The sequence below is a fragment of the Martinezella paranaensis genome, from assembly GCF_014200235.1.
Classification (GTDB): domain Bacteria; phylum Pseudomonadota; class Alphaproteobacteria; order Rhizobiales; family Rhizobiaceae; genus Rhizobium; species Rhizobium paranaense.
The window spans coordinates 169,439-188,643 of record NZ_JACHBI010000003.1 but is presented as its reverse complement, the minus strand read 5'-3'; the positions used below and the strand labels follow the sequence as shown (position 1 = coordinate 188,643).

The window sequence follows — 19,205 nt, the reverse complement described above, 5'->3', positions numbered from 1 at the left end:
GAGCGTCGGCAATTGCCATCGAAATATGCGGCTTTATTCCCGTTCGGGCCTAAGCACGGAAATGTGCAGAGAAATCCGTGCGGTAGCCGTCGTCCTTGATTCGGCCTTCGAGCAGCAGCTCAGCGCCGAGCCTGCCGATCTCGTCCGAACTCTTCGCCGCCGTGCCGCAGCCGCCAGTCAGCACCGCTACGCGCGGCGACGACGTGTAGCCGATCATGGGATATTTGGTCGGCGAGTAGGAAACAGCACAGGAATTGGTGAAGGCCGACGATCCTGTGACGCCCGGAACCAGTTCGTGGAAGACCCGAGTCAGATGATCGCGTGCCTTGTCGCGGCCGGCGGTTTGAAACCACCGACGCAGATCCGGCTCGCTTTCGAATTGGAGATCGTCCGGATCGCCGCCGATCTTGATGTAATATTTTCCGTCCGGATAGCGGATCGGCGGCAGCAGATAGATGCTGTCGGTATGATCAGGCCTCGAGGATATCAGCGACGGCATGGATGAAAGCACCTCGGCTTCCGCCTCGCCCACCTCGAAGAAAGTCACCGTGCGACCATAAACCTTCATCTCAACCGGCTGCGGCAAGAGACTCTCGGCAATGGAGAAACCGCCTGCGGCGAGCAGGACTTTCTCCGCCCGGAACGTCTCGCCTTCCGCCGTCTTGACGACCGCCAGACCACCCTCGTCTCGGATCGAGACAACCGTCTGTTTGATGATCCGAGCCCCGGCTTTCTCCGCCAGCAACGACTGCGCCTTCACCAGCCGCCGCGGGCTAATATGTCCGGCCCCATGCGGCTCGTAAACGCCCTCGCTGCCTTCGGCGAAAGAGAAGAAGGGAAATTTCGCCTTCAACCCAGCATCGTCCAGAAGCTCGGTCCGCACACCGAGCCGAGCTGCCGCATCGGCGACATCGCCGACATAGGCATCAGCGCCACCCCGTTTCGGCCCGACCACCAAGCAACCGACTGGAGCATAGAACTGAATGCCGCTGTCGCGCTCGATCTCGGCATAGCGGGCGATCGAGCGGTTGGCGAGCCGTGCCCAGTCAGCATCGGGATCGATGGTGCGGGTGATCCGGCCTTCGTCGTAATGACTGCCGAAAACGCCCTGATGCTTCGCACGATCCCCCGGCTCGTCCGGGCCAATGACGGCTATGCCGTCCACCTGTTTGGCGAGATGACGGGCGGCAGCCGCCCCCATCATTCCCCGACCGACGACGATGAACCGGAAATCCGCTGCCATGTTATGTCCCTCGCAAATGATCGCAAACTCGATAACATGGAAAGCGGCTCCGCCCTACCCGCAATCCTTATGAAGGCGGCGATTAATCAAGCAGGGCCAGCACCTTACCGCAATATTGCTGCGATACCGGATTCATGCGCGTCGCCGCATGACCGGCATTGTATTTGAGGATGGTGTTGCAGGTCGGCCCACCGCCAAGCTGCTGCGCCATGGCGAGGTACTTCATGCCGAACTTGATGTTCGTCTCGGGATCGTAAAGGCCCTTGGCACTGCCGGAATAGCCCATCAACTTCGCTGTCGTGGGCTTGATCTGCATCAGGCCGATCTCGCCGGCGCTACCGCGCCGTTTTGGATTGAAATTGCTTTCGATCTGAACGACCGCAGTCGCCAACTCGACCGGCACGCCGTTCTGCTTGGCATATTTTGCAATCAAGGCCGAATAGGGATTTTGTGTCGTGGAAGAATTTTCCGCATCATGCAATGCGGTAGGGACACCCGGCAGCGGATAGCCGGTCGTACGTGTGATGGTATGTAGAGGAATGGTCTGAGTTTTCCCGCCATGCGGGTCGGCAAAGGCGCAATCATATCCTGTCAGCAACACGCTCGCGCATGTTGCCGCCGCAACAATCAGATTTTTCATGTAGTCTTTTGTCTCCGGGCGCGGGATCGCGGACAGCACTAAGCCATCAGTCCGGCGGGAGGCAAAAAGAGCCGCCGGAGTGCACGGTCCCCGTTTAGTCTTTACGGCCGCGCGACACACAAACTAATTTGCGCGACCGCCGTTCAGCGAGCGTGGTTAGACCAGCGCAATGCGGAGATAATAGGGAAATGATGTGGCGTTGCAGCACGTTACGCATTTTGCGCGTAACGGTGTCTCGGCGGCCGCAAAATGAAGGTCCGCCTCCCCTTAGGAAAAGCGAGGCAGTGCGGAGAGCAAACGATGCAGCGTGTCGATGGTCGAAAAATCGGCGATTCCGTCCACCCGCTCCTGACGGAAATGACGCTGGAAAGCCTCGACGTCTCCCTCCAGTTTCGTGGAGAATTCACCTGTAATTTCCGTTCCATAACCGTAGAGCGACAGCATGGATTGCAAAGCCTCGATCGGCTGACCGACATCGCCCCTTTGAAAGAACCGCCCGCCGGTGATCGGTGCCGGTTCGACCCAGTGTCCGACGCCCGCAGCGGCCAGTCGTGCCCATGGGAATTTCTCGCCTGGATCGACCTTGCGAACAGGGGCGACATCGGAGTGTGCAAGCACACGCTCAGGTGAAACTGCCCAGCGTTGGCCGCAATCACGACACAGTTCGATGACCGCCTCGATCTGTGCATCGGGAAAATCCGGCAATCCGCCGGGATGGCCGGCATTGGCGATTTCGATGCCGATCGACTGCGAGTTGATGTCTGCCTCGTTGTGCCAGACGCTCTTGCCGGCATGCCAGGCACGACGTTCTTCCGGCACGAGCTGCATCACGCGCCCGTCCTCAAAGACGAAGTAATGGCTCGACACCTGGCTCTCGTCGCGACAGAGCCAATCAAGCGCGCCTTCGGCCGTGCCCATGCCAGTATAGTGCAGAAGGATCATGTCCGGCTTGCGCCCATCCCGCCGCTCGCCATGGTTCGGCGACGGCTGCACGATGGCGCCGGAAAAATCTGCCGCGAAGGAACTCATGCGGCGCGGCGTTCTTTCTCGATTTCGGCGTAGGCCGCGTTGAGCGCTGCCATGCGCTCATTGGCGATAAGATGGAATTCCTCCGGCACGCCGCGCGAAACGAGACGGTCGGGGTGATTCTCATAGACCAGGCCATGATAGCGCCGGCGGATGGTCGTGAAATCATCCTGAGGCGAGACGCCGAGCACCTTGTAAGGATCACGGCCGGCGCTGACATGCCGAGCCATGATCTGCTCGAACCGCTGCTCGCTCATATGGAATATCTGCGCAATGTGCTGCAGGAAGGCCATTTCCTTCTCGTGGATCAGGCCGTCTGCCTTGGCGATATGGAAGAGACCGTCAAGCACGTCTTCCAGCACCGGGCAATTCTTTGAACAAGTGACACAGAGCGACGACAGCTTCTCCGCATAGGCCTCGTAGCCGGCAACGTCCTGGCGTGCCAGATTATAAAGACGTGCAACGTTCTTTGCCTGATCCGGCGGAAATTCGAAGATCTCGCGGAAGGCATTGACCTCGTTCTCTGTCACGATGCCATCGGCCTTCGCCATCTTGGCGGAAAGCGCGATGATGGCGACGGAAAAGGCCACCTTGCGACGGGTCTCCGGATCGCCTTCGAAAAGCGTCCGGATGGCTTCGACCACCGCCGACAGGGCATTGCCAGCGGTGCCACCAACAGCATTCAGCAATTTTTCCCAAAACGACATGACGGTCTCAACTACCCCTTCTGAATAGGAAACACGTTGATCAAATAATGGTTGCGATTGCAAGGAGTCCATTGGTCGCACAGCCGAAAACACTTTTCACATTTTGGTAATGATGGCGTGTTTGAAACCGCCATTTGCGATGCCGCACAATCACGCCGCTCGCTGCCCGGATGAAAAGACAAGCGCGCATTTCTTAAATTCTTTACTTTACAGCCATGCCCGCCTGTCGCATCCATTCCGACGGCAATCACCGAAATGAAGCAGCCCTGCTGCAAGGAGGATCCCCATGGCCAAACAGAAAGTCGCAATGCTCACCGCCGGCGGATTGGCGCCCTGTCTCTCTTCTGCTGTCGGCGGCCTGATCCAGCGCTACAGCGACGTGGCGCCCGATCTCGACATTATAGCCTATCGTTCCGGCTATCAGGGCGTTCTATTGGCCGACCGCATCGAGGTGACCCCCAACATGCGTGAGCGCGCGCACCTATTGCACCGCTACGGCGGCTCACCGATCGGCAACAGCCGCGTCAAACTCACCAACGCCGCCGACTGCGTCAAGCGCGGCCTCGTCAAGGAAGGTGAAAATCCGCTGCGCGTCGCCGCCGAGCGCCTCGCCTCGGACGGCGTCACCATTCTCCACACGATCGGCGGCGACGACACCAACACGACAGCGGCCGATCTTGCCGCCTATCTCGGCGCCAACGGCTACAACCTGACCGTGGTCGGCCTGCCGAAGACCGTCGACAATGACGTCGTGCCGATCCGCCAGTCTCTCGGCGCCTGGACGGCCGCCGAAGTCGGCGCACATTTCTTCGACAATGTCAGTAACGAACAGACCGCCGCTCCGCGCACCCTCGTCATCCATGAAGTCATGGGCAGAAGCTGCGGCTGGCTGACGGCTGCGACGGCCCGCGCCTATATTCAGAAGACCAGTGCCAATGAATATGTCGACGGCTTCATGATGAATGCCGCCATGAAGAGCATCGACGGCCTCTATCTGCCGGAAATGGCGTTCGACATTGAAGCGGAAGCTGACCGCCTGAAGGCCATCATGGACAAGACCGGCCAGGTGACGCTGTTCGTTTCGGAAGGTGCTGCTCTCGAGGCCATCGTCGCCGAGCGCGAAGCTGCCGGCGAAACCATCAAGCGCGATGCCTTCGGTCATGTGAAGATCGACACTATCAATGTCGGCAACTGGTTCCAGAAGCAATTCGCGACCCTCCTCGGCGCTGAACGCTCGCTGGTGCAGAAGTCGGGCTACTTTGCCCGTTCGGCCGCCGCCAACGGCGATGACCTGCGCCTCATCCAAGGCATGGTCGATCTCGCGGTCGAAAGCGCCTTGAATAAGGTCTCCGGTGTCACCGGTCACGACGAAGGCCAGGGCGGCAAGCTGCGCACCATCGAATTCCCGCGCATCAAGGGCGGCAAGCCCTTCGATATGTCGTTGCCGTGGTTCGCCGAGGTCATGGATCACATCGGGCAAAAATACACGCAATCCTAATTGACGGATTGCAAATCCAATGTCTTTGCTGGCGGCGAATAGGAATAGAGGAGGATTCCATGTCCATCGAAACCTGGCTCGCTTTCGCCGCCGCATCCTGCATCATGCTGGCAATCCCCGGTCCGACCATTCTCCTTGTGATCTCATATGCACTTGGACATGGTCGTAAGACGGCGCTGGCGACGGTAACCGGCGTAACGCTTGGCGATTTCACGGCGATGACTGCCTCGCTCGCCGGTCTCGGCGCTCTTCTCGCCGCCTCGGCGACTCTATTCACGATTCTGAAGCTGATCGGCGCAGCCTACCTGATGTTTCTGGGAATCAAACTCTGGCGCGCTCCGATCGTGACCGGTCCGATGGGCGATAATGACAATCTTCCCGAGGAAAAACCGCTGAAGATTTTGCTGCACGCTTACGTTGTTACCGCCTTGAACCCGAAAAGCATCGTCTTCTTCATTGCCTTTGTGCCGCAGTTTCTCGACCTGTCGAAGCCCTTCCTTCAGCAAACCCTTATTCTGGAGGCGACTTTCCTCACTCTGGCGGCGCTGAACTCACTGCTCTACGTTTTCATTGCCGACATGGCGCGCGGCTTTATCCGCAAGGCAAGCGTGCAACGCGCTGTCAACCGGACGGGCGGAACCCTGTTGATAGCCGCCGGCGCCGTGACCGCCGGGTATCGCCGAATGGCCGCTTGATGCTGTCCAGGGTTGCGGGGCGATCACGGATAGGTTAATGGGGGATTCATAAATTTATCAACCCTGTGGCTGATTTGCGCCGCAGGGCGGTTTGGTTTTTTCGAAAGTGACAGAATGGTAGCGATCGGATTTCCCAGCCTAAAGCGCAGCGTTGCCTTTTCGGCAATGATGTGCGGCGTCCTTGCAGGGTGCGCAAGCACTCAGCAACAAACGTCCCAGGCAGAACTCCCGTCGGCACAAACCAACGTGCCGCATCCGAATACAAACCCGGCTACGGTCGGTGTTGCGTCGTCCGCAGGCGGCGTAGCTGTGGCTTCCACCACACCGGCAACAGGCCAGCAGGCTCAGCCGCAGCAGCAGGCAGTACTGATGAAATCGGACCGGGTTGTCGCCGGTTCGGTCGATCAGAATCAGATCCAGGCAGCCCAGAACCGTATGGGCGCTCCGGTGGCGACTGCGCCGAACGCGGCGAACCAGGGTACGGTCGCCATTGCGGCCGTGACCGGTGCGCCCGCGCCGAACACAACTGCGGCCGCCGCCTACGCAGCCTCCGACGAACCCGTGGTCCCCGCTGTCGTCGCCATCCCGATCCCGAACCCGGCCCGTCCGGGCGATACCGCGCTACTGCCGGTGTCAGGCTCCGTGGCCCAGGGTCAAGCGATCATTCCGATGACATCGGACGTGGCGGCCATTCAGTCCGTCGTTCCGACACCTCGTCCCGGCGAAGACGCGCCGATCATGGCGCCGGCCGAAGTCGCTTATGCTGCGCCCATGCCGATCGCCGGTATGACTTATGCGGACAACCGCATGCATTACGATTTCAACTTCGATTCCAGCGGCCCGACGGTCGTTTCGGCGGTGCTGACGCCTCAGAATTACGATTCCGATGTGCCGGCAGCCGAGAAGAGCTACGTTTCGAAGCTCATCGAGAAATATGCCAAGCTTTACCAAATTCCGGAATCTCTGATCCATCGCGTCGTTCATCGCGAAAGCCGTTACAATCCGAAGGCCTATAACCGGGCCGGTTATTTCGGGCTGATGCAGATCAGATATAACACGGCCAAGTCGATGGGTTACGACGGCCCGCCGACAGGCCTGCTCGATGCCGAGACCAACATCAAATATGCCGCAAAATATCTGCGCGGCGCCTGGATGGTGGCTGACAACAAGGCCGAGAACAAAGAAGTCAACGCCGTTCAGCTCTATGCGCGCGGCTATTATTATGATGCCAAGCGCAAGGGCCTGTCGGACGTCGCCCAAGGCAATTACTGATTATCCCAGATCAGTCCGCTAGCGCCGGTTGGGCCATCTCCTGACCGGTGCTGGTTATGTCCAGAATCTTCTTCAGCAGAATTTGCGGCTTGTAGTCCAGCCAACCTGGCGTCAGCCCCATGCGCACCAGCACGACATTGGCTGAGGGCACGATGGCAACGCTCTGGCCGTCGTGTCCAAGCATCCAGAATGTATCCGCCGGCAGGCCGAACTGCGCATTCGAGCCACCCGGACCGGCAAGCCAGGCTTGAACCTGCGTATAGATGCCTTCCGATGACTTCGTCGGGGTGCGCATTGCGCCGACAAAACCTTCCGGCAGCAGGCGCTGGCCCTTCCAGACACCATCCTGTAGCAGGAATTGCCCGAAGCGCGCCCAGTCGCGCGCCGTCGCATAAAGATAAGAGCTGCCGACAAAAGTGCCACGCTCATCGGCTTCCAATACGGCGCTGGACATGCCGAGCGGCCCGAACAGCGCTTCACGCGGATAGGAGATCGCGGTGGTCTCATTCGGAAGCTTGTTCATCCAAAGCCTTGAGAGCAGCGTCGCCGTGCCGCTGGAATAGTTGAATCTTTCGCCGACTGGAGCCTCTTGAGGTGCGTTGGCGGCAACCCTCGTCGAGTCAGGCTCGAGGTAGAGCATGCGCGTCACGTCGGAGACGGCACCATATCCTTCGTTGAAGGCCAGGCCGCTCTCCATGCCGAGGAGATCGCTGAGCTTGATGTTCTTGCGCGCATCATTGCTCCATTGCGGGAAAAGGTTCTGATCGTCGAAGGACATGCGGCCTGAAAGCATCAGACGGCCGATGATGGCCGCATTGACCGTTTTGGTCATCGACCAGCCGACCAATGGCGTGCCCTTGTCGAACCCGTCGCCATAGGCCTCCGCAACGATACGACCGTTCTTGACGACGACGATGGCGCGCATGGCGGGACCGGCAAAATCCTGATTGGCAAGGAGCTTCGAAAGCGCGAGCCCGGCTTCATCCTGGCCCTGCGCGACCTTATCGCCATCAGGCCAAAGAGAATCGTTTTTGGGCGCCCTCACCTTATTGAGGAATACCGCGCTGCGCGCCGCCGGCAGATCACCGTCCGGCACGGTCGTACAACCGAGCGCGCCACGGTAGAGCGCATAGTTTGGCGCAAACATGCCCAGGAAGCGGGCGGTGACCACGCCTTCCTCACGATTGACCGAAACCTGGACAAGCTTCAGCGCCGGATTACCGGGCGCCTGCACGTCATCCGTCATTATGCGTTCTGGATCGCGCTTGGCGATAAAGGTATTCGAGCAGACGATCTTGGCCGCGTAACCGTCGCCGACTCTAAGCAATTCCGGCGGCCAGACCCAAAGCCAAGCGGCACTGCCCGCGACAATGATCAGCAGCAAAAGAACAAGAGCCCCGATCACGCTCGATATCAAACGCATGTCACACACCCTCCGAAGGTTTGCGGAGACAATCAGGAAATGCAGCAATATGAAAGACCTATCGTCATCATAGCTTTGCAAATATCAGCGTGACGGTTCTATGGCCTGATCTGCCAACAGCCCACGTCATCAGACTGTAGCATTGCCGGGTTACACGCGCTGAACCTGACAAATCGGTGACAAGACTCAGATGACGGAATTTGCCCCGGAGGCCGGTCTCCACAAGAATCGGAAACTCAAAGACGCTCTGCTGCAACACAAGGCTCTGTCGAAAGCCGGCTTTTCCGAGCGTCTGTTCGGCATGCTGTTTTCCGGCCTCGTCTATCCGCAGATCTGGGAAGATCCGGATATCGACATGGAGGCGATGGAGCTTCAGCCGCACCACCGCATCGTCACCATCGGCTCGGGCGGCTGCAACATGCTCGCCTATCTTTCGCAGAACCCGGCTTCCATCGATGTCGTCGACCTCAATCGTCACCACATCGCGCTGAACAAGCTCAAGCTCGCCGCCTTCCGGCTGCTGCCAGGCCATACCGATCTGGTGCGCTTCTTCGGCACGCCCAACGTCGGCGCCAACAGCCAGGCATACGACCAGTTCATCGCGCCGCGCCTGGATCCGGCGACCGCCGCTTACTGGGATGGCCGCGACATGTATGGTCGCCGCCGCGTGACCGTCTTCAATCGCAACATCTACAAGACCGGCCTGCTCGGCCGCTTCATTGGCGCCGCCCATGTGCTGGCCCGCCTGCACGGCGTCCGCCTCGCCAAGATGACGGAAGCACGCACGGTTCGCGAACAGCGGCAGTTTTTCGACGACGAGATTGCGCCGATCTTCGACAAGCCGATGGTGCGCTGGCTGCTCGGCCGCAAGAGCTCGCTTTTCGGCCTCGGCATTCCGCCGCAGCAATATGATGAGCTTGCAAGCCTCGCCGGTGACGATTCCATATCGGGCGTCCTGAAGCATCGCCTGGAAAAGCTGGCATGCCACTTCCCGATGCGCGAGAACTATTTCGCCTGGCAGGCCTTCGCGCGGCGTTATGCTGGCCCGCATCAGGGTCCGCTGCCAACCTATCTGCGCCCCGAGCACTACGCCGCCATTCGCGCCAATGCCGACCGCGTCGACGTGCATCATGCCAACTTCACCGAACTTCTGGCCTCCAAGCCCGCCGCTTCGCGTGACCGCTATATCCTGCTCGATGCGCAGGATTGGATGACCGACGAACAGCTCAACGACCTCTGGGCGGAAATCACCCGCACGGCTCGCGAAGGCGCTCGCGTTATTTTCCGCACCGCTGCAGAAAAGAGCATCATCGAAGGCCGCCTCTCCCCCGCCATTCGCGAGCAGTGGGTCTACTTTGAAGAGCGCTCGCACGAGCTTAACGTCCGTGACCGCTCGGCGATCTACGGCGGCTTCCACATCTACGGGAAAAAAGCGTGAGCCAGGCGGATACAGGTCTCCAGACAAGCTCGAAGAACCATGCCGGACTGATGGACGGCATGTACCGCTACCAGCGGCACATCTACGACCTGACCCGCAAATATTATCTCTTCGGCCGCGACCGCACCATCATGCACCTCAACGTGCCTTTTGGCGGCTCGCTTCTCGAAGTCGGCTGTGGCACTGGCCGCAACATGTTGCTGGCCCATCGCCGCTTTCCGTCGGCCAAGCTCTATGGCCTCGACATCTCCCAGGAGATGCTGATCTCGGCTCGCAATAATTTTCGGGGCTTGAAACAGGTGCCGGACTTCCGCGTCGCCGATGCCACCGCCTTCTCGGCTGCGGATTTCGGTGCCGACGGTTTCGACCGCGTGATGATTTCCTACGCGCTGTCGATGATCCCGGACTGGAAGAGCGCGATCGATGCCTCGCTGGATGCGGTCATTCCCGGCGGCGAACTGCACATCGTCGATTTTGGCCAGCAAGAGCGCCTGCCAGGTTGGTTCCGCACCATGCTGAAGGGCTGGCTGAAAAAGTTCCACGTCACGCCGCGAGCCGACCTCCGCACAGCGATGGAAGAGCGGGTTCAGGCGCGTGGCGCGAAGCTGGTATTCGAAGAAATCGGGCGGGGTTACGCCTGGAGAGCCGTCGTTATTAAGCCGGCCGCCTAGCCAAAAGAGCGGAATTCGACATGAAATCCGTTCATACGGCATTCCAAGTATAAGAATTTACTTGAAGATAACGCATTTTTTACGTTGATATGGTTAAAAAGTGGCAAGGCCGGCTGACAACAGCTTGGTCCTTTGCCTCTTTTGGGATTTTTGGGGACCACATATCACGGAAGCCAAGTCTTGGGGCAGCAAGATTACTCGCGCCATAACAGGATATCCATGCGCAGGCTTCTGTCATGCTTACTGCCGCTCGCCCTTTTTCTGAATAGCTGCACCATGGGTTATGACAGCTTTCAGACCGCATCGATACCGAAGACACGTTTCAAGGATACCAAGCCGCAGGATTTCGGCCGCGACCATCCGGAGCGCCATCCCATCCATGGCATCGACATCTCGAAATGGCAGGGCGATATCAACTGGCAGTCGGTGAAGGGCTCAGGCATTGCCTTCGTCTTCATCAAGGCGACCGAAGGCAAGGATAGGATCGATGACCGCTTCAACGAATATTGGCGGGAAGCCAATACGGCCGGCATTCCCTACGCGCCCTATCACTTCTACTATTTCTGCTCGACGGCGGACGACCAGGCCGACTGGTTCATTCACAATGTCCCGAAGAATGCGATGATGCTGCCGCCGGTGCTCGACGTCGAATGGAACGCCGAATCCAAGACCTGCCGCACACGGCCCGATCCGCAGACGGTGCGCACCGAGATCAAGCGCTTCATGGACCGTCTGGAAGCCTATTACGGCAAGCGCCCGATCATCTACACGTCGGTCGACTTCCACCGCGATAATCTTGCCGGTTATTTCAAGGACTATCACTTCTGGGTCCGCTCGGTCGCCAAGCATCCGATGGTGACCTATGCCGACCGCCCCTGGGCCTTTTGGCAATACACCTCGACGGGTCTGATCCCGGGCATCAAGGGTCCAACGGACATCAATGTTTTTGCCGGTTCCGAACAGAATTGGCACAACTGGGTGGCGGCAGTAGAGAAGGAAGGAAATTCTTGAGATTGCCTGAACTTCTCTCTTGCTTCTGTCACAATCTTCTGTGAAAGCGACCCTATTCTATCAAAAAAGAGGATCGCCTATGGACCCCTACACCATTCGACGTAGCGCACTCGCGTTGGTCTTCGCTTCAGCCATGGCAAGTGTGGCAATGGCGCAGAACGCGACTCCAGCCGCGGCGCCGAATGCAGGTGGAACCAGCGCTCCACAGGCACCTTGCGGCGGGGACCTCTCGTCCTTTCTAGCCGGCGTCAAGGCCGAGGCGATCGCCGCTGGCGCCGACGCTGCGGCCGCGGACAAGACGCTCGCCGGTGCTCAGATCGACCAAAAGGTCCTCTCCATGGACCGCGGTCAGGGCGTTTTCCGCCAGACCTTCCTCGAATTCTCGCAGCGCACCGTCAGCCAGGCCCGCCTCGACATTGGCCGCCAGAAGATCAAGCAATATGCGGACGTCTTCGCCAAGGCCGAGCAGGACTACGGCGTGCCGCCCGGCGTCATCACTGCCTATTGGGCAATGGAAACTGATTTCGGCGCCGTCCAGGGCAATTTCAACACCCGCAATGCGCTTGTGACGCTCTCGCACGACTGCCGGCGCCCCGAGTTTTTCCGCCCGCGCCTGATCTCATACATTGAGATGGTACAGCACGGTGATGCCGACCCAGATACAACGACAGGCGCTTGGGCTGGCGAAATTGGCCAGACGCAGATGCTGCCGCCCTCGATCATCTCTTACGGTGTCGATGGCGATGGCGACGGCCACGTCAATTTGAAGACAAGCGCACCAGATGTCATTCTCACGACGGCACGATACATCCAAAGCCTGGGCTTCCAGCGAGGCCAGCCCTGGCTGCAGGAGGTCACACTGCCGGATAATCTGCCCTGGGAGAAATCCGGCATTGGGGGCACGCTCACGGCCGCCGACTGGTTCCAGCTCGGCGTCAAGCCGCGCGACGGTAATACAAATTTCGGTTCGCTGCCGGCCGCTCTCATCCTGCCGCAGGGTCGTAAAGGCCCGGCTTTCCTGACCTATCCGAACTACAACGCCTATCTCCAATGGAACCAGTCGTTTATTTACACGACGTCCGCGGCGTATTTCGCCACCCGTTTTGCTGGCGCCCCGACCTATAACAAGGGCACGCCGGAAGCGGGCCTGAACGATGTCGATATGAAAGCGCTTCAGACCAAGCTCACGGCACGCGGCTACGATGTCGGCAAGATCGACGGCATTCTCGGCTCAGGCACGCGCGTCGCTGTCCAAAAGGAACAGTTCCGCCTCGGCCTTCCTGCCGACGGTTGGGCGACGCAATCATTGCTGAACGCGCTTTAAGCGCTACTTGCCTGCTATAAAAGGCGGCCGTTGGCCGCCTTTTTCGTCTGTTCTTCCGGGCATCCGATCAAGGCTCGGCAAGAAACGGGTGGAAAGCGCCTCTCCTTTCGCCAAGATAGATCCCAAATGGCGGAGGCGCACCCGGTGAACACTACCAATCGCATGAACGCACTCACCTGGAGCCTGCTGCTGTTGCTCGGGTTGATCTGGGGCGGCTCCTTTTTCTTTGCGCGCATCGCCGTGCACTATGTACCACCATTTACGCTGGTCTTCCTACGCCTATCGCTGGCGGCGATAGCGCTGCATGTCTACATCGCCGGTCGCTTCAGGATCTATGATGTGCTGCGAGCACATTGGCGGCAGTTCCTGTTGCTGGGTCTGATCAACAACGCCGTGCCGCACGCGCTGATCTTCATCGGCCAAACCCAGATGGGTGCCGGGCTCGCCTCCATTCTGAACGCAACAACTCCGATCTGGACCGTGTTGATCGGCAACCACTTCACCACCGACGAGCGGCTGACATCCGCCAAACTTGCCGGCTGTCTGACGGGCCTTGTCGGCACGATCGTGCTGCTTGGCCCAAGCGTGACAAGCGGCGCTGAAGTTCCGCTCTGGGCGCTGCTGTTGCCGATCCTTGCTGCAGTCTCCTATGGCTTCGCTGCAATCTATGCCAAACGGTTCAAAGGCATGGCGTCGCCCGTTATTGCAGCGGGTCAATTGACCTGCTCCGCGGCCCTCATACTGCCGGTCGCCCTTTTGCTTGATCAACCCTGGACCCTAGCAACGCCGCCTATCAGCGCCCTCGTCGCCATTCTCGGCATGGCGCTGGTGTCGACCGCCTTCGCCTATATCCTCTATTTCCGCATCATGGCACTCGCCGGCGCCACCAACGCCTCGCTGGTCACCCTGCTCGTGCCGCCGAGCGCCATCCTGCTCGGCTTTCTCTTCCTCGGTGAACGACTGGGATTTACGGAAATTGCCGGCATGCTGCTGATCGGCACAGGCCTGCTTATTTTGGACGGACGTCTCTACGCACGCATGCGACCGAGTGCGGGAACGAGCGGTCTATAGCGACCCGATTCATGGCTCGGTAGAAGACATCCGCCTTAACCTTATTCACAGCTAAATTAACGATGCATTAAATTTCGTGAACGGCGCATCGTTTCATTTTAATTATCAAAAACAATAGCTTGCAGCGAGATTGCGATTCGAAACCTGCACAACCTACCGCGTCGCAGCATCGAATTTGCTTTCCAAACGACACATTTTTGACATAGGCTCTAACGGTTGACTAAGGAGGAAGACATGGGATTGACGCGATCCATCAACGTCCTAGTGGTCAGTGCAGCATTCCTATTCGTTGTGACGATGCTTTTCATCTGACGACATAGCGAACAGTGCAGGAAACCGAACTCCTGAAAGCTAACAAAACACTTAGTCCATTTAAAAAGCGCATGTCGCGACCGACATGCGCTTTTTCATGCCCGCTTCCCAGATATCACCCGGCCAAATCCCGTCAGGCAGCGGCGCCGGCGCGCGCATCCGTCTTGCGCGGAATGCCCAATCGGTCGAGAACGGCGCTGACGAGCGGAGAGCGGTTCATCGTATAGAGATGAAACTCATGGATGCCGCGACGAACCAGGTCTTCGATCTGCTCCGCGGCGACATCTGCAGCGACATCGGCGCGTTTATCGGCATCCTCGTCGAGGCCGTCGAAACGTTCGTCCAACCAGGAAGGGATGAGGGTGCCGCAGGCGCCGGCAAACCGCTTCAACTGCGTCAGATTCTGGATCGGCATGATACCCGGGACGACCGGAATCTTGATGCCGGCAGCACGCACACGGTCATGATAGCGTTCAAAGGCGTCATTATCGAAGAAGAACTGGGTGAGCGCCCTGTTAGCGCCATTGTCCGCTTTGCGCTTCAGCATATCGATATCGGCTGCGGTATCGCGGCTCTCCGGATGTTTTTCCGGATAGGCGGAAACGGAAATATCGAAATCGCCACGCTCGCGCAAAGCCGACACCAGTTCGGCCGCATTGGCATAGCCGCCGGGATGCGGCTGGTAAGCGGCGCCGACGCCGCCCGGCGGATCACCGCGCAGCGCTACGAAACGGCGGACGCCGGTCGAGAGCAAATCGTCGATAACCCGGTGCGTATCCTCGCGCGTTGCGCCTACGCATGTCAGATGCGAAGCGGTCGTGAACGGCGTCTCGTGGATCATCCGGCGCACGGCAGACAATGTCGGAGCTTTGGTCGAACCGCCGGCGCCATAGGTGACCGAGACGAAATCCGGCTCCCACTCGCTCAGGTCGGCCACCGTATTCCAAAGTTGCGTCTCGGCTTCCTCCGATTTCGGCGGGAAGAATTCGAAGGAAATACGGATGCCACGCTGGCCGTTTTCAGTCTTTGAAGACATATCAAGCTCTCCCGGCGAGAATGGGGGAGGATTGACGATCCTGCCCGGCGGCGATCAGCAGCCGCGGGTCGCGCGCCAGCCAGATCGTGACCGTGAGCGCTTGACCGCCTTCCCTCCCCGAATGAAGGTCCAGCACCTGCTCGACATCAAGTCCCGCCAATTTCAACCATTCCGATATGGCCTGATGCGAGAAACCGAGTCTCAGATGCGCATGTTCGTCGCGTAGATATTCCAGCCCGTGCGGGGCGAGATCGATGATCACCAGCCTGCCGCCGGGCCTCAGCATTCGCGCCGCCTCGTTGATGGCAATCTCCGGCTGATCCAGAAAATGCAGTACCTGATGGATGGTGATCAGATCGAAATCCTGCGCTTCGAGCGGCAGGTTGAAAATGTCGCCATGCCGCACCGAAGCGGCAGTAATGTTCGATCGATCGAGATTGGCGCGCGCGACGGCCAGCATGTCGCGGCTCGCATCGATGCCGACCGCGCGGCGATAGTGACCCGCCAGCAATTGCAGCATCCGGCCCGTACCAGTGCCGAGATCCAGGAAAGAGTCGATCTGCTGCGGACCGATCAACTCCATCAAGGCCTTGTCGACATCCTCATCGGCCACATGCAGGCGGCGCAGTTCATCCCACTCCGCGGCATTGCGGCTGAAATAGGCCTGTGCCCGTTCCGCGCGGATACGCTTGACGGCAGAAAGCCGCTCGCCATCACGCAGCAACACCGGATCGCTTTCAGCCGCATGCCGGAGAAGCGTGCGCACGAGAACGACCGCCTTGCCCTCCTGCTTCAAGCGGAAATAGGCCCAGGCGCCCTCCTGATAGCGGTCGATGAGGCCGGCCTCGCCGAGCAACTTCAGGTGGCGCGAAATACGCGGCTGCGATTGGCCGAGAATTTCGGTAAGATCGGTGACGGTGAGATCGCCAGCAGCAAGAAGCGCCAGCAGACGCAACCGCGTCGGCTCGCCTGCCGCCTTCAGCACGTCCACCAGATCATCCAAACCGAATTTTACGAAATCCGTCATTCGACACCCAATCAAGATATAAAGATATCTTTATGTGATTTGGATGCGCTCCGCAAGACCCAATTGCGGATTAAGCGAACTCGACGTCGGAAATCTGTTAGTTTTTGTCGGCTAGGGAATATGTGCCTCCTGCCCTACGGCAAAGAAAAACCCCGGACATGCCGGGGTTTTCCATGACGGAAAGACAGCAAACTTATCGTGTCAGGCGCTTGTGCGCCTGGCTGCCCGGATTGAGAGCATCGGGGCCGAGGCGGCGGATCTTGTCCTGCTCGTAATCTTCGAAATTGCCTTCGAACCATTCGACATGGCCTTCGCCTTCAAAGGCCAGGATATGCGTGGCCAGACGGTCGAGGAACATGCGATCATGGCTGATGATGATGGCGCAGCCGGCGAAGTTTTCGAGCGCGCTTTCCAGCGCCCCCAGCGTTTCCGTATCGAGGTCGTTGGTCGGTTCGTCGAGCAGAAGCACGTTGCCGCCAGCCTTCAGCATCTTGGCCAGGTGAACGCGGTTGCGCTGACCGCCGGAGAGATTGCCGACCTTCTGCTGCTGGTCGCCGCCCTTGAAGTTGAAGGCGCCGCAATAGGCGCGCGAGTTCATGTCGAACTTGCCGAGCTTGATGATTTCGGCGCCGCCGGAGATTTCCTCCCATACGGTCTTGTTGCCGTCAAGCGCGTCGCGGCTCTGGTCGACATAGCTGAGATGCACCGTCTCGCCGATGCGGATCGAGCCGGAATCCGGCTTTTCCCGCCCGGTGATCATCTTGAACAGGGTGGTCTTGCCGGCGCCGTTCGGGCCGATGATGCCGACGATGCCGCCCGGCGGCAGCTTGATCGACAGATCGTTGACCAGCGTGCGGCCTTCGAAGCCCTTGGTGATGCCCTCCATCTCGATCACCACCTGGCCAAGACGCTCGCTGACCGGAATGATGATCTGCGCATCACCGGGACGCTGATTTTCAGCAGCATCGACCAGTTGTTCGTAAGCGTTGATACGCGCCTTGGACTTGGCCTGACGGGCCTTGGGGCTGGAGGCAATCCATTCCTGTTCGCGGCTGATCGCCTTCTGGCGGCCGGCTTCTTCGCGGGCTTCCTGCAGCATGCGCTTGGCCTTGGCCTGCAGATAGGCGGAGTAGTTGCCTTCGTAAGGAATGCCACGGCCGCGGTCGAGTTCGAGAATCCAGCCGGTAACATTGTCGAGGAAGTAGCGGTCGTGGGTGATCATCATCACGGCACCCGGATAGTCGCGCAGGTGCTTTTCCAGCCAGGCGATGGTCTCGGCGTCGAGATGGTTGGTCGGTTCGTCGAGCAGCAGCAGGTCCGGCTGCGAGAGAAGCAGGCGGCAAAGCGCGATACGGCGGCGCTCACCGCCGGAAAGGCTGGTGACTTCGGCATCGCGCGGCGGGCAGCACAATGCTTCCATCGCCATCTCGACCTGGCTTTCCAGATCCCAGAGATTCTGGCTGTCGATGATGTCCTGGAGCCTGGCGCCCTCGTCCGCCGTCTCGTCGGAATAGTTCATCATCAATTCGTTGTAGCGATTGAGGATTTCGGTTTTCTTGGCAACGCCTTCCATGACGTTTTCGAACACCGTCTTGTTGGGATCGAGCTGAGGCTCCTGCGCCAGGTAGCCGATGGTGGCGCCTTCGGCCAACCAGGCTTCGCCGGTATATTCCTTGTCGAGGCCGGCCATGATGCGCAGCACGGTCGACTTACCGGCACCGTTCGGGCCGAGAATACCGATCTTGGCGTCGGGATAAAAAGAGAGATGAATATTTTCGAGAATCTTCTTGGCGCCATAGGCCTTATTCAGACCGGCCATATGATAGATGAACTGACGTGCCATAGCTTGGGTTACTCCACGGGCGGATAACATTGCGAATTGTGCCGCTATGTAGGCGAAACCCCGCCCTCGGGCAACGGCGAAACCTTGTCCGAGGGCATTTATCCGCGTCGAGCCACTTGCTGGATGTCAGAAACCTGCCGCGTCCACCACGCCTTGATCGCAGCCGAACGATGTTCTGCCGGCGCTCTGGATCAGTTGCTCAAGCCGCGGCTCGCCGTCTGGCGATGGCTGGATGGCGTCTTCCGAGAGGCCGATCGTCAGTTCCGAGATCACGCGCACCTTGCCGACCTGGCGGCAGCTCATCTTCACACGATCGCTGGCACCCGCGCCAAAGCTCTTGTCGAAAGCCGCCTTGATGGCGTCTGCACTGAGCGTCTTGCCGATATTCTGCGCGAAAAGATCGCGCACGGCGGAAGCATTGAGTTCGTTGATTAGGCCCACCGCAGTCCCGAAATAATCATCGGCGCTGAGCTTGGTGCAACTGCCGTGCTTGATCCACTCATGCCGCTCCAGACCGGATTGCGTGCCGGGCATGACTTTATCCAGCGATGCCTTGGTTTCTGCCGAAAGTTGAACAGCCGGCAGGTCTTTCCAATCGCTGCTGCGATCGGACTGCTTCAGATCATCGGAAACATCGCAATATTCCTGCCGCATCGGCCAGAGACCGTGGAGCGAAAAGTTCTTGGCGTCGAAATTATTCGATGATTGATTTCGGCATTCTGCCTTCTTTTGGTTCGTCGCACAGAACGCAGGTTCCCAACTTGCCGCCAGAATAAATCGCGTCCGCCCATGGCTATTTTCCTCGGCCACGGCACTCGTCGCCATCACCACCGCCGTCAGAACAGCAACTGCAAACCCTTGAAGCCAAGGCCTCATTTCATACCTCCAAAACAGAACAATATGAGAACAAATAAGCAGTTTGATCGGCGGCACGCAACCCTGAATCGCAAAGCCACGAAGATTTATTT

At 59.0% G+C, this 19,205-nt stretch carries 17 protein-coding genes; 8 read left to right on the top strand and 9 right to left on the bottom strand.

Annotation, left to right across the window (positions count from 1 at the left end):
* Positions 1-49: 49 nt before the first annotated feature.
* The 4 genes from GGD50_RS09795 to GGD50_RS09780 form a co-directional block, all read right to left on the bottom strand.
* Positions 50-1,243 (bottom strand): NAD(P)/FAD-dependent oxidoreductase, encoded by a 1,194-nt coding sequence (locus GGD50_RS09795; RefSeq protein ID WP_107108478.1) that lies wholly within the window; start codon positions 1,241-1,243, stop codon positions 50-52.
* A gap of 82 nt (positions 1,244-1,325) precedes the next feature.
* A complete protein-coding gene (locus tag GGD50_RS09790) occupies positions 1,326-1,883 on the bottom strand; it encodes a lytic transglycosylase domain-containing protein (protein WP_107108479.1) in 558 nt (185 codons plus the stop codon).
* A 267-nt stretch (positions 1,884-2,150) separates the two neighbouring features.
* Positions 2,151-2,912: an N-acetylmuramoyl-L-alanine amidase gene (locus GGD50_RS09785; protein WP_107108480.1), complete on the bottom strand. Its 762-nt coding sequence runs from the start codon at positions 2,910-2,912 to the stop codon at positions 2,151-2,153.
* On the bottom strand, positions 2,909-3,616 hold the full coding sequence (locus tag GGD50_RS09780) for a J domain-containing protein (protein ID WP_107108481.1): 708 nt from the start codon (positions 3,614-3,616) through the stop codon (positions 2,909-2,911). Before GGD50_RS09780 ends, GGD50_RS09785 begins: the two co-directional genes overlap by 4 nt.
* Positions 3,617-3,902: 286 nt before the next feature.
* Here GGD50_RS09780 and GGD50_RS09775 point away from each other — a divergent pair, with 286 nt between their 5' ends.
* From GGD50_RS09775 to GGD50_RS09765, 3 genes are all read left to right on the top strand, one after another.
* Positions 3,903-5,114 carry a pyrophosphate--fructose-6-phosphate 1-phosphotransferase gene (locus GGD50_RS09775; protein ID WP_107108482.1) on the top strand — a complete coding sequence of 404 codons (1,212 nt, stop codon included), beginning with the start codon at positions 3,903-3,905 and terminating at the stop codon, positions 5,112-5,114.
* 59 nt (positions 5,115-5,173) lie between these two features.
* The gene (locus GGD50_RS09770; protein WP_107108483.1) at positions 5,174-5,809 is read left to right on the top strand and encodes a LysE family translocator; all 636 of its coding nucleotides are present in this window, start codon (positions 5,174-5,176) and stop codon (positions 5,807-5,809) included.
* A gap of 309 nt (positions 5,810-6,118) precedes the next feature.
* The gene (locus tag GGD50_RS09765; RefSeq protein WP_414124058.1) at positions 6,119-7,081 is read left to right on the top strand and encodes a transglycosylase SLT domain-containing protein; all 963 of its coding nucleotides are present in this window, start codon (positions 6,119-6,121) and stop codon (positions 7,079-7,081) included.
* A gap of 10 nt (positions 7,082-7,091) precedes the next feature.
* Here GGD50_RS09765 and GGD50_RS09760 read toward each other — a convergent pair whose 3' ends face one another.
* Positions 7,092-8,504 (bottom strand): serine hydrolase domain-containing protein, encoded by a 1,413-nt coding sequence (locus GGD50_RS09760; protein ID WP_107108485.1) that lies wholly within the window; start codon positions 8,502-8,504, stop codon positions 7,092-7,094.
* 190 nt (positions 8,505-8,694) lie between these two features.
* Here GGD50_RS09760 and GGD50_RS09755 point away from each other — a divergent pair, with 190 nt between their 5' ends.
* The 5 genes from GGD50_RS09755 (at position 8,695) to GGD50_RS09735 (ending at position 14,019) form a co-directional block, all read left to right on the top strand.
* Positions 8,695-9,942 (top strand): BtaA family protein, encoded by a 1,248-nt coding sequence (locus GGD50_RS09755; protein WP_107108486.1) that lies wholly within the window; start codon positions 8,695-8,697, stop codon positions 9,940-9,942.
* A complete protein-coding gene (locus GGD50_RS09750; protein ID WP_107108487.1) occupies positions 9,939-10,613 on the top strand; it encodes a class I SAM-dependent methyltransferase in 675 nt (224 codons plus the stop codon). The genes GGD50_RS09755 and GGD50_RS09750 overlap by 4 nt, the downstream gene beginning before the upstream one ends.
* 219 nt (positions 10,614-10,832) lie before the next feature.
* On the top strand, positions 10,833-11,624 hold the full coding sequence (locus GGD50_RS09745) for a glycoside hydrolase family 25 protein (RefSeq protein WP_107108488.1): 792 nt from the start codon (positions 10,833-10,835) through the stop codon (positions 11,622-11,624).
* Between the two features lie 79 nt (positions 11,625-11,703).
* Complete coding sequence (locus GGD50_RS09740) at positions 11,704-12,948, top strand: lytic murein transglycosylase (RefSeq protein ID WP_107108489.1); 1,245 nt, start codon at positions 11,704-11,706, stop codon at positions 12,946-12,948.
* 126 nt (positions 12,949-13,074) lie between these two features.
* Positions 13,075-14,019: a DMT family transporter gene (locus tag GGD50_RS09735; protein WP_107108490.1), complete on the top strand. Its 945-nt coding sequence runs from the start codon at positions 13,075-13,077 to the stop codon at positions 14,017-14,019.
* A gap of 445 nt (positions 14,020-14,464) precedes the next feature.
* Here GGD50_RS09735 and metF read toward each other — a convergent pair whose 3' ends face one another.
* From metF to GGD50_RS09715, 4 genes are all read right to left on the bottom strand, one after another.
* Positions 14,465-15,367 carry a methylenetetrahydrofolate reductase [NAD(P)H] gene (gene metF, locus GGD50_RS09730; RefSeq protein WP_107108491.1) on the bottom strand — a complete coding sequence of 301 codons (903 nt, stop codon included), beginning with the start codon at positions 15,365-15,367 and terminating at the stop codon, positions 14,465-14,467.
* A gap of 1 nt (position 15,368) precedes the next feature.
* Positions 15,369-16,394: an ArsR/SmtB family transcription factor gene (locus GGD50_RS09725; RefSeq protein ID WP_107108492.1), complete on the bottom strand. Its 1,026-nt coding sequence runs from the start codon at positions 16,392-16,394 to the stop codon at positions 15,369-15,371.
* A gap of 193 nt (positions 16,395-16,587) precedes the next feature.
* Positions 16,588-18,237: an energy-dependent translational throttle protein EttA gene (gene ettA / locus GGD50_RS09720; protein ID WP_107108493.1), complete on the bottom strand. Its 1,650-nt coding sequence runs from the start codon at positions 18,235-18,237 to the stop codon at positions 16,588-16,590.
* Between the two features lie 126 nt (positions 18,238-18,363).
* A complete protein-coding gene (locus GGD50_RS09715) occupies positions 18,364-19,113 on the bottom strand; it encodes a ribonuclease T2 family protein (protein WP_107108494.1) in 750 nt (249 codons plus the stop codon).
* Positions 19,114-19,205 lie beyond the last annotated feature (92 nt).

Bases quoted from the DNA above. Each gene is read 5' to 3' on its own strand.
- GGD50_RS09795 (WP_107108478.1), bottom strand. From the start codon at position 1,243: ATGGCAGCGGATTTCCGGTTCATCGTCGTCGGTCGGGGAATGATGGGG.
- GGD50_RS09790 (WP_107108479.1), bottom strand. From the start codon at position 1,883: ATGAAAAATCTGATTGTTGCGGCGGCAACATGCGCGAGCGTGTTGCTG.
- GGD50_RS09785 (WP_107108480.1), bottom strand. From the start codon at position 2,912: ATGAGTTCCTTCGCGGCAGATTTTTCCGGCGCCATCGTGCAGCCGTCG.
- GGD50_RS09780 (WP_107108481.1), bottom strand. From the start codon at position 3,616: ATGTCGTTTTGGGAAAAATTGCTGAATGCTGTTGGTGGCACCGCTGGC.
- GGD50_RS09775 (WP_107108482.1), top strand. From the start codon at position 3,903: ATGGCCAAACAGAAAGTCGCAATGCTCACCGCCGGCGGATTGGCGCCC.
- GGD50_RS09770 (WP_107108483.1), top strand. From the start codon at position 5,174: ATGTCCATCGAAACCTGGCTCGCTTTCGCCGCCGCATCCTGCATCATG.
- GGD50_RS09760 (WP_107108485.1), bottom strand. From the start codon at position 8,504: ATGCGTTTGATATCGAGCGTGATCGGGGCTCTTGTTCTTTTGCTGCTG.
- GGD50_RS09755 (WP_107108486.1), top strand. From the start codon at position 8,695: ATGACGGAATTTGCCCCGGAGGCCGGTCTCCACAAGAATCGGAAACTC.
- GGD50_RS09745 (WP_107108488.1), top strand. From the start codon at position 10,833: ATGCGCAGGCTTCTGTCATGCTTACTGCCGCTCGCCCTTTTTCTGAAT.
- GGD50_RS09740 (WP_107108489.1), top strand. From the start codon at position 11,704: ATGGACCCCTACACCATTCGACGTAGCGCACTCGCGTTGGTCTTCGCT.
- GGD50_RS09735 (WP_107108490.1), top strand. From the start codon at position 13,075: ATGGCGGAGGCGCACCCGGTGAACACTACCAATCGCATGAACGCACTC.
- metF (WP_107108491.1), bottom strand. From the start codon at position 15,367: ATGTCTTCAAAGACTGAAAACGGCCAGCGTGGCATCCGTATTTCCTTC.
- GGD50_RS09725 (WP_107108492.1), bottom strand. From the start codon at position 16,394: ATGACGGATTTCGTAAAATTCGGTTTGGATGATCTGGTGGACGTGCTG.
- ettA (WP_107108493.1), bottom strand. From the start codon at position 18,237: ATGGCACGTCAGTTCATCTATCATATGGCCGGTCTGAATAAGGCCTAT.
- GGD50_RS09715 (WP_107108494.1), bottom strand. From the start codon at position 19,113: ATGAGGCCTTGGCTTCAAGGGTTTGCAGTTGCTGTTCTGACGGCGGTG.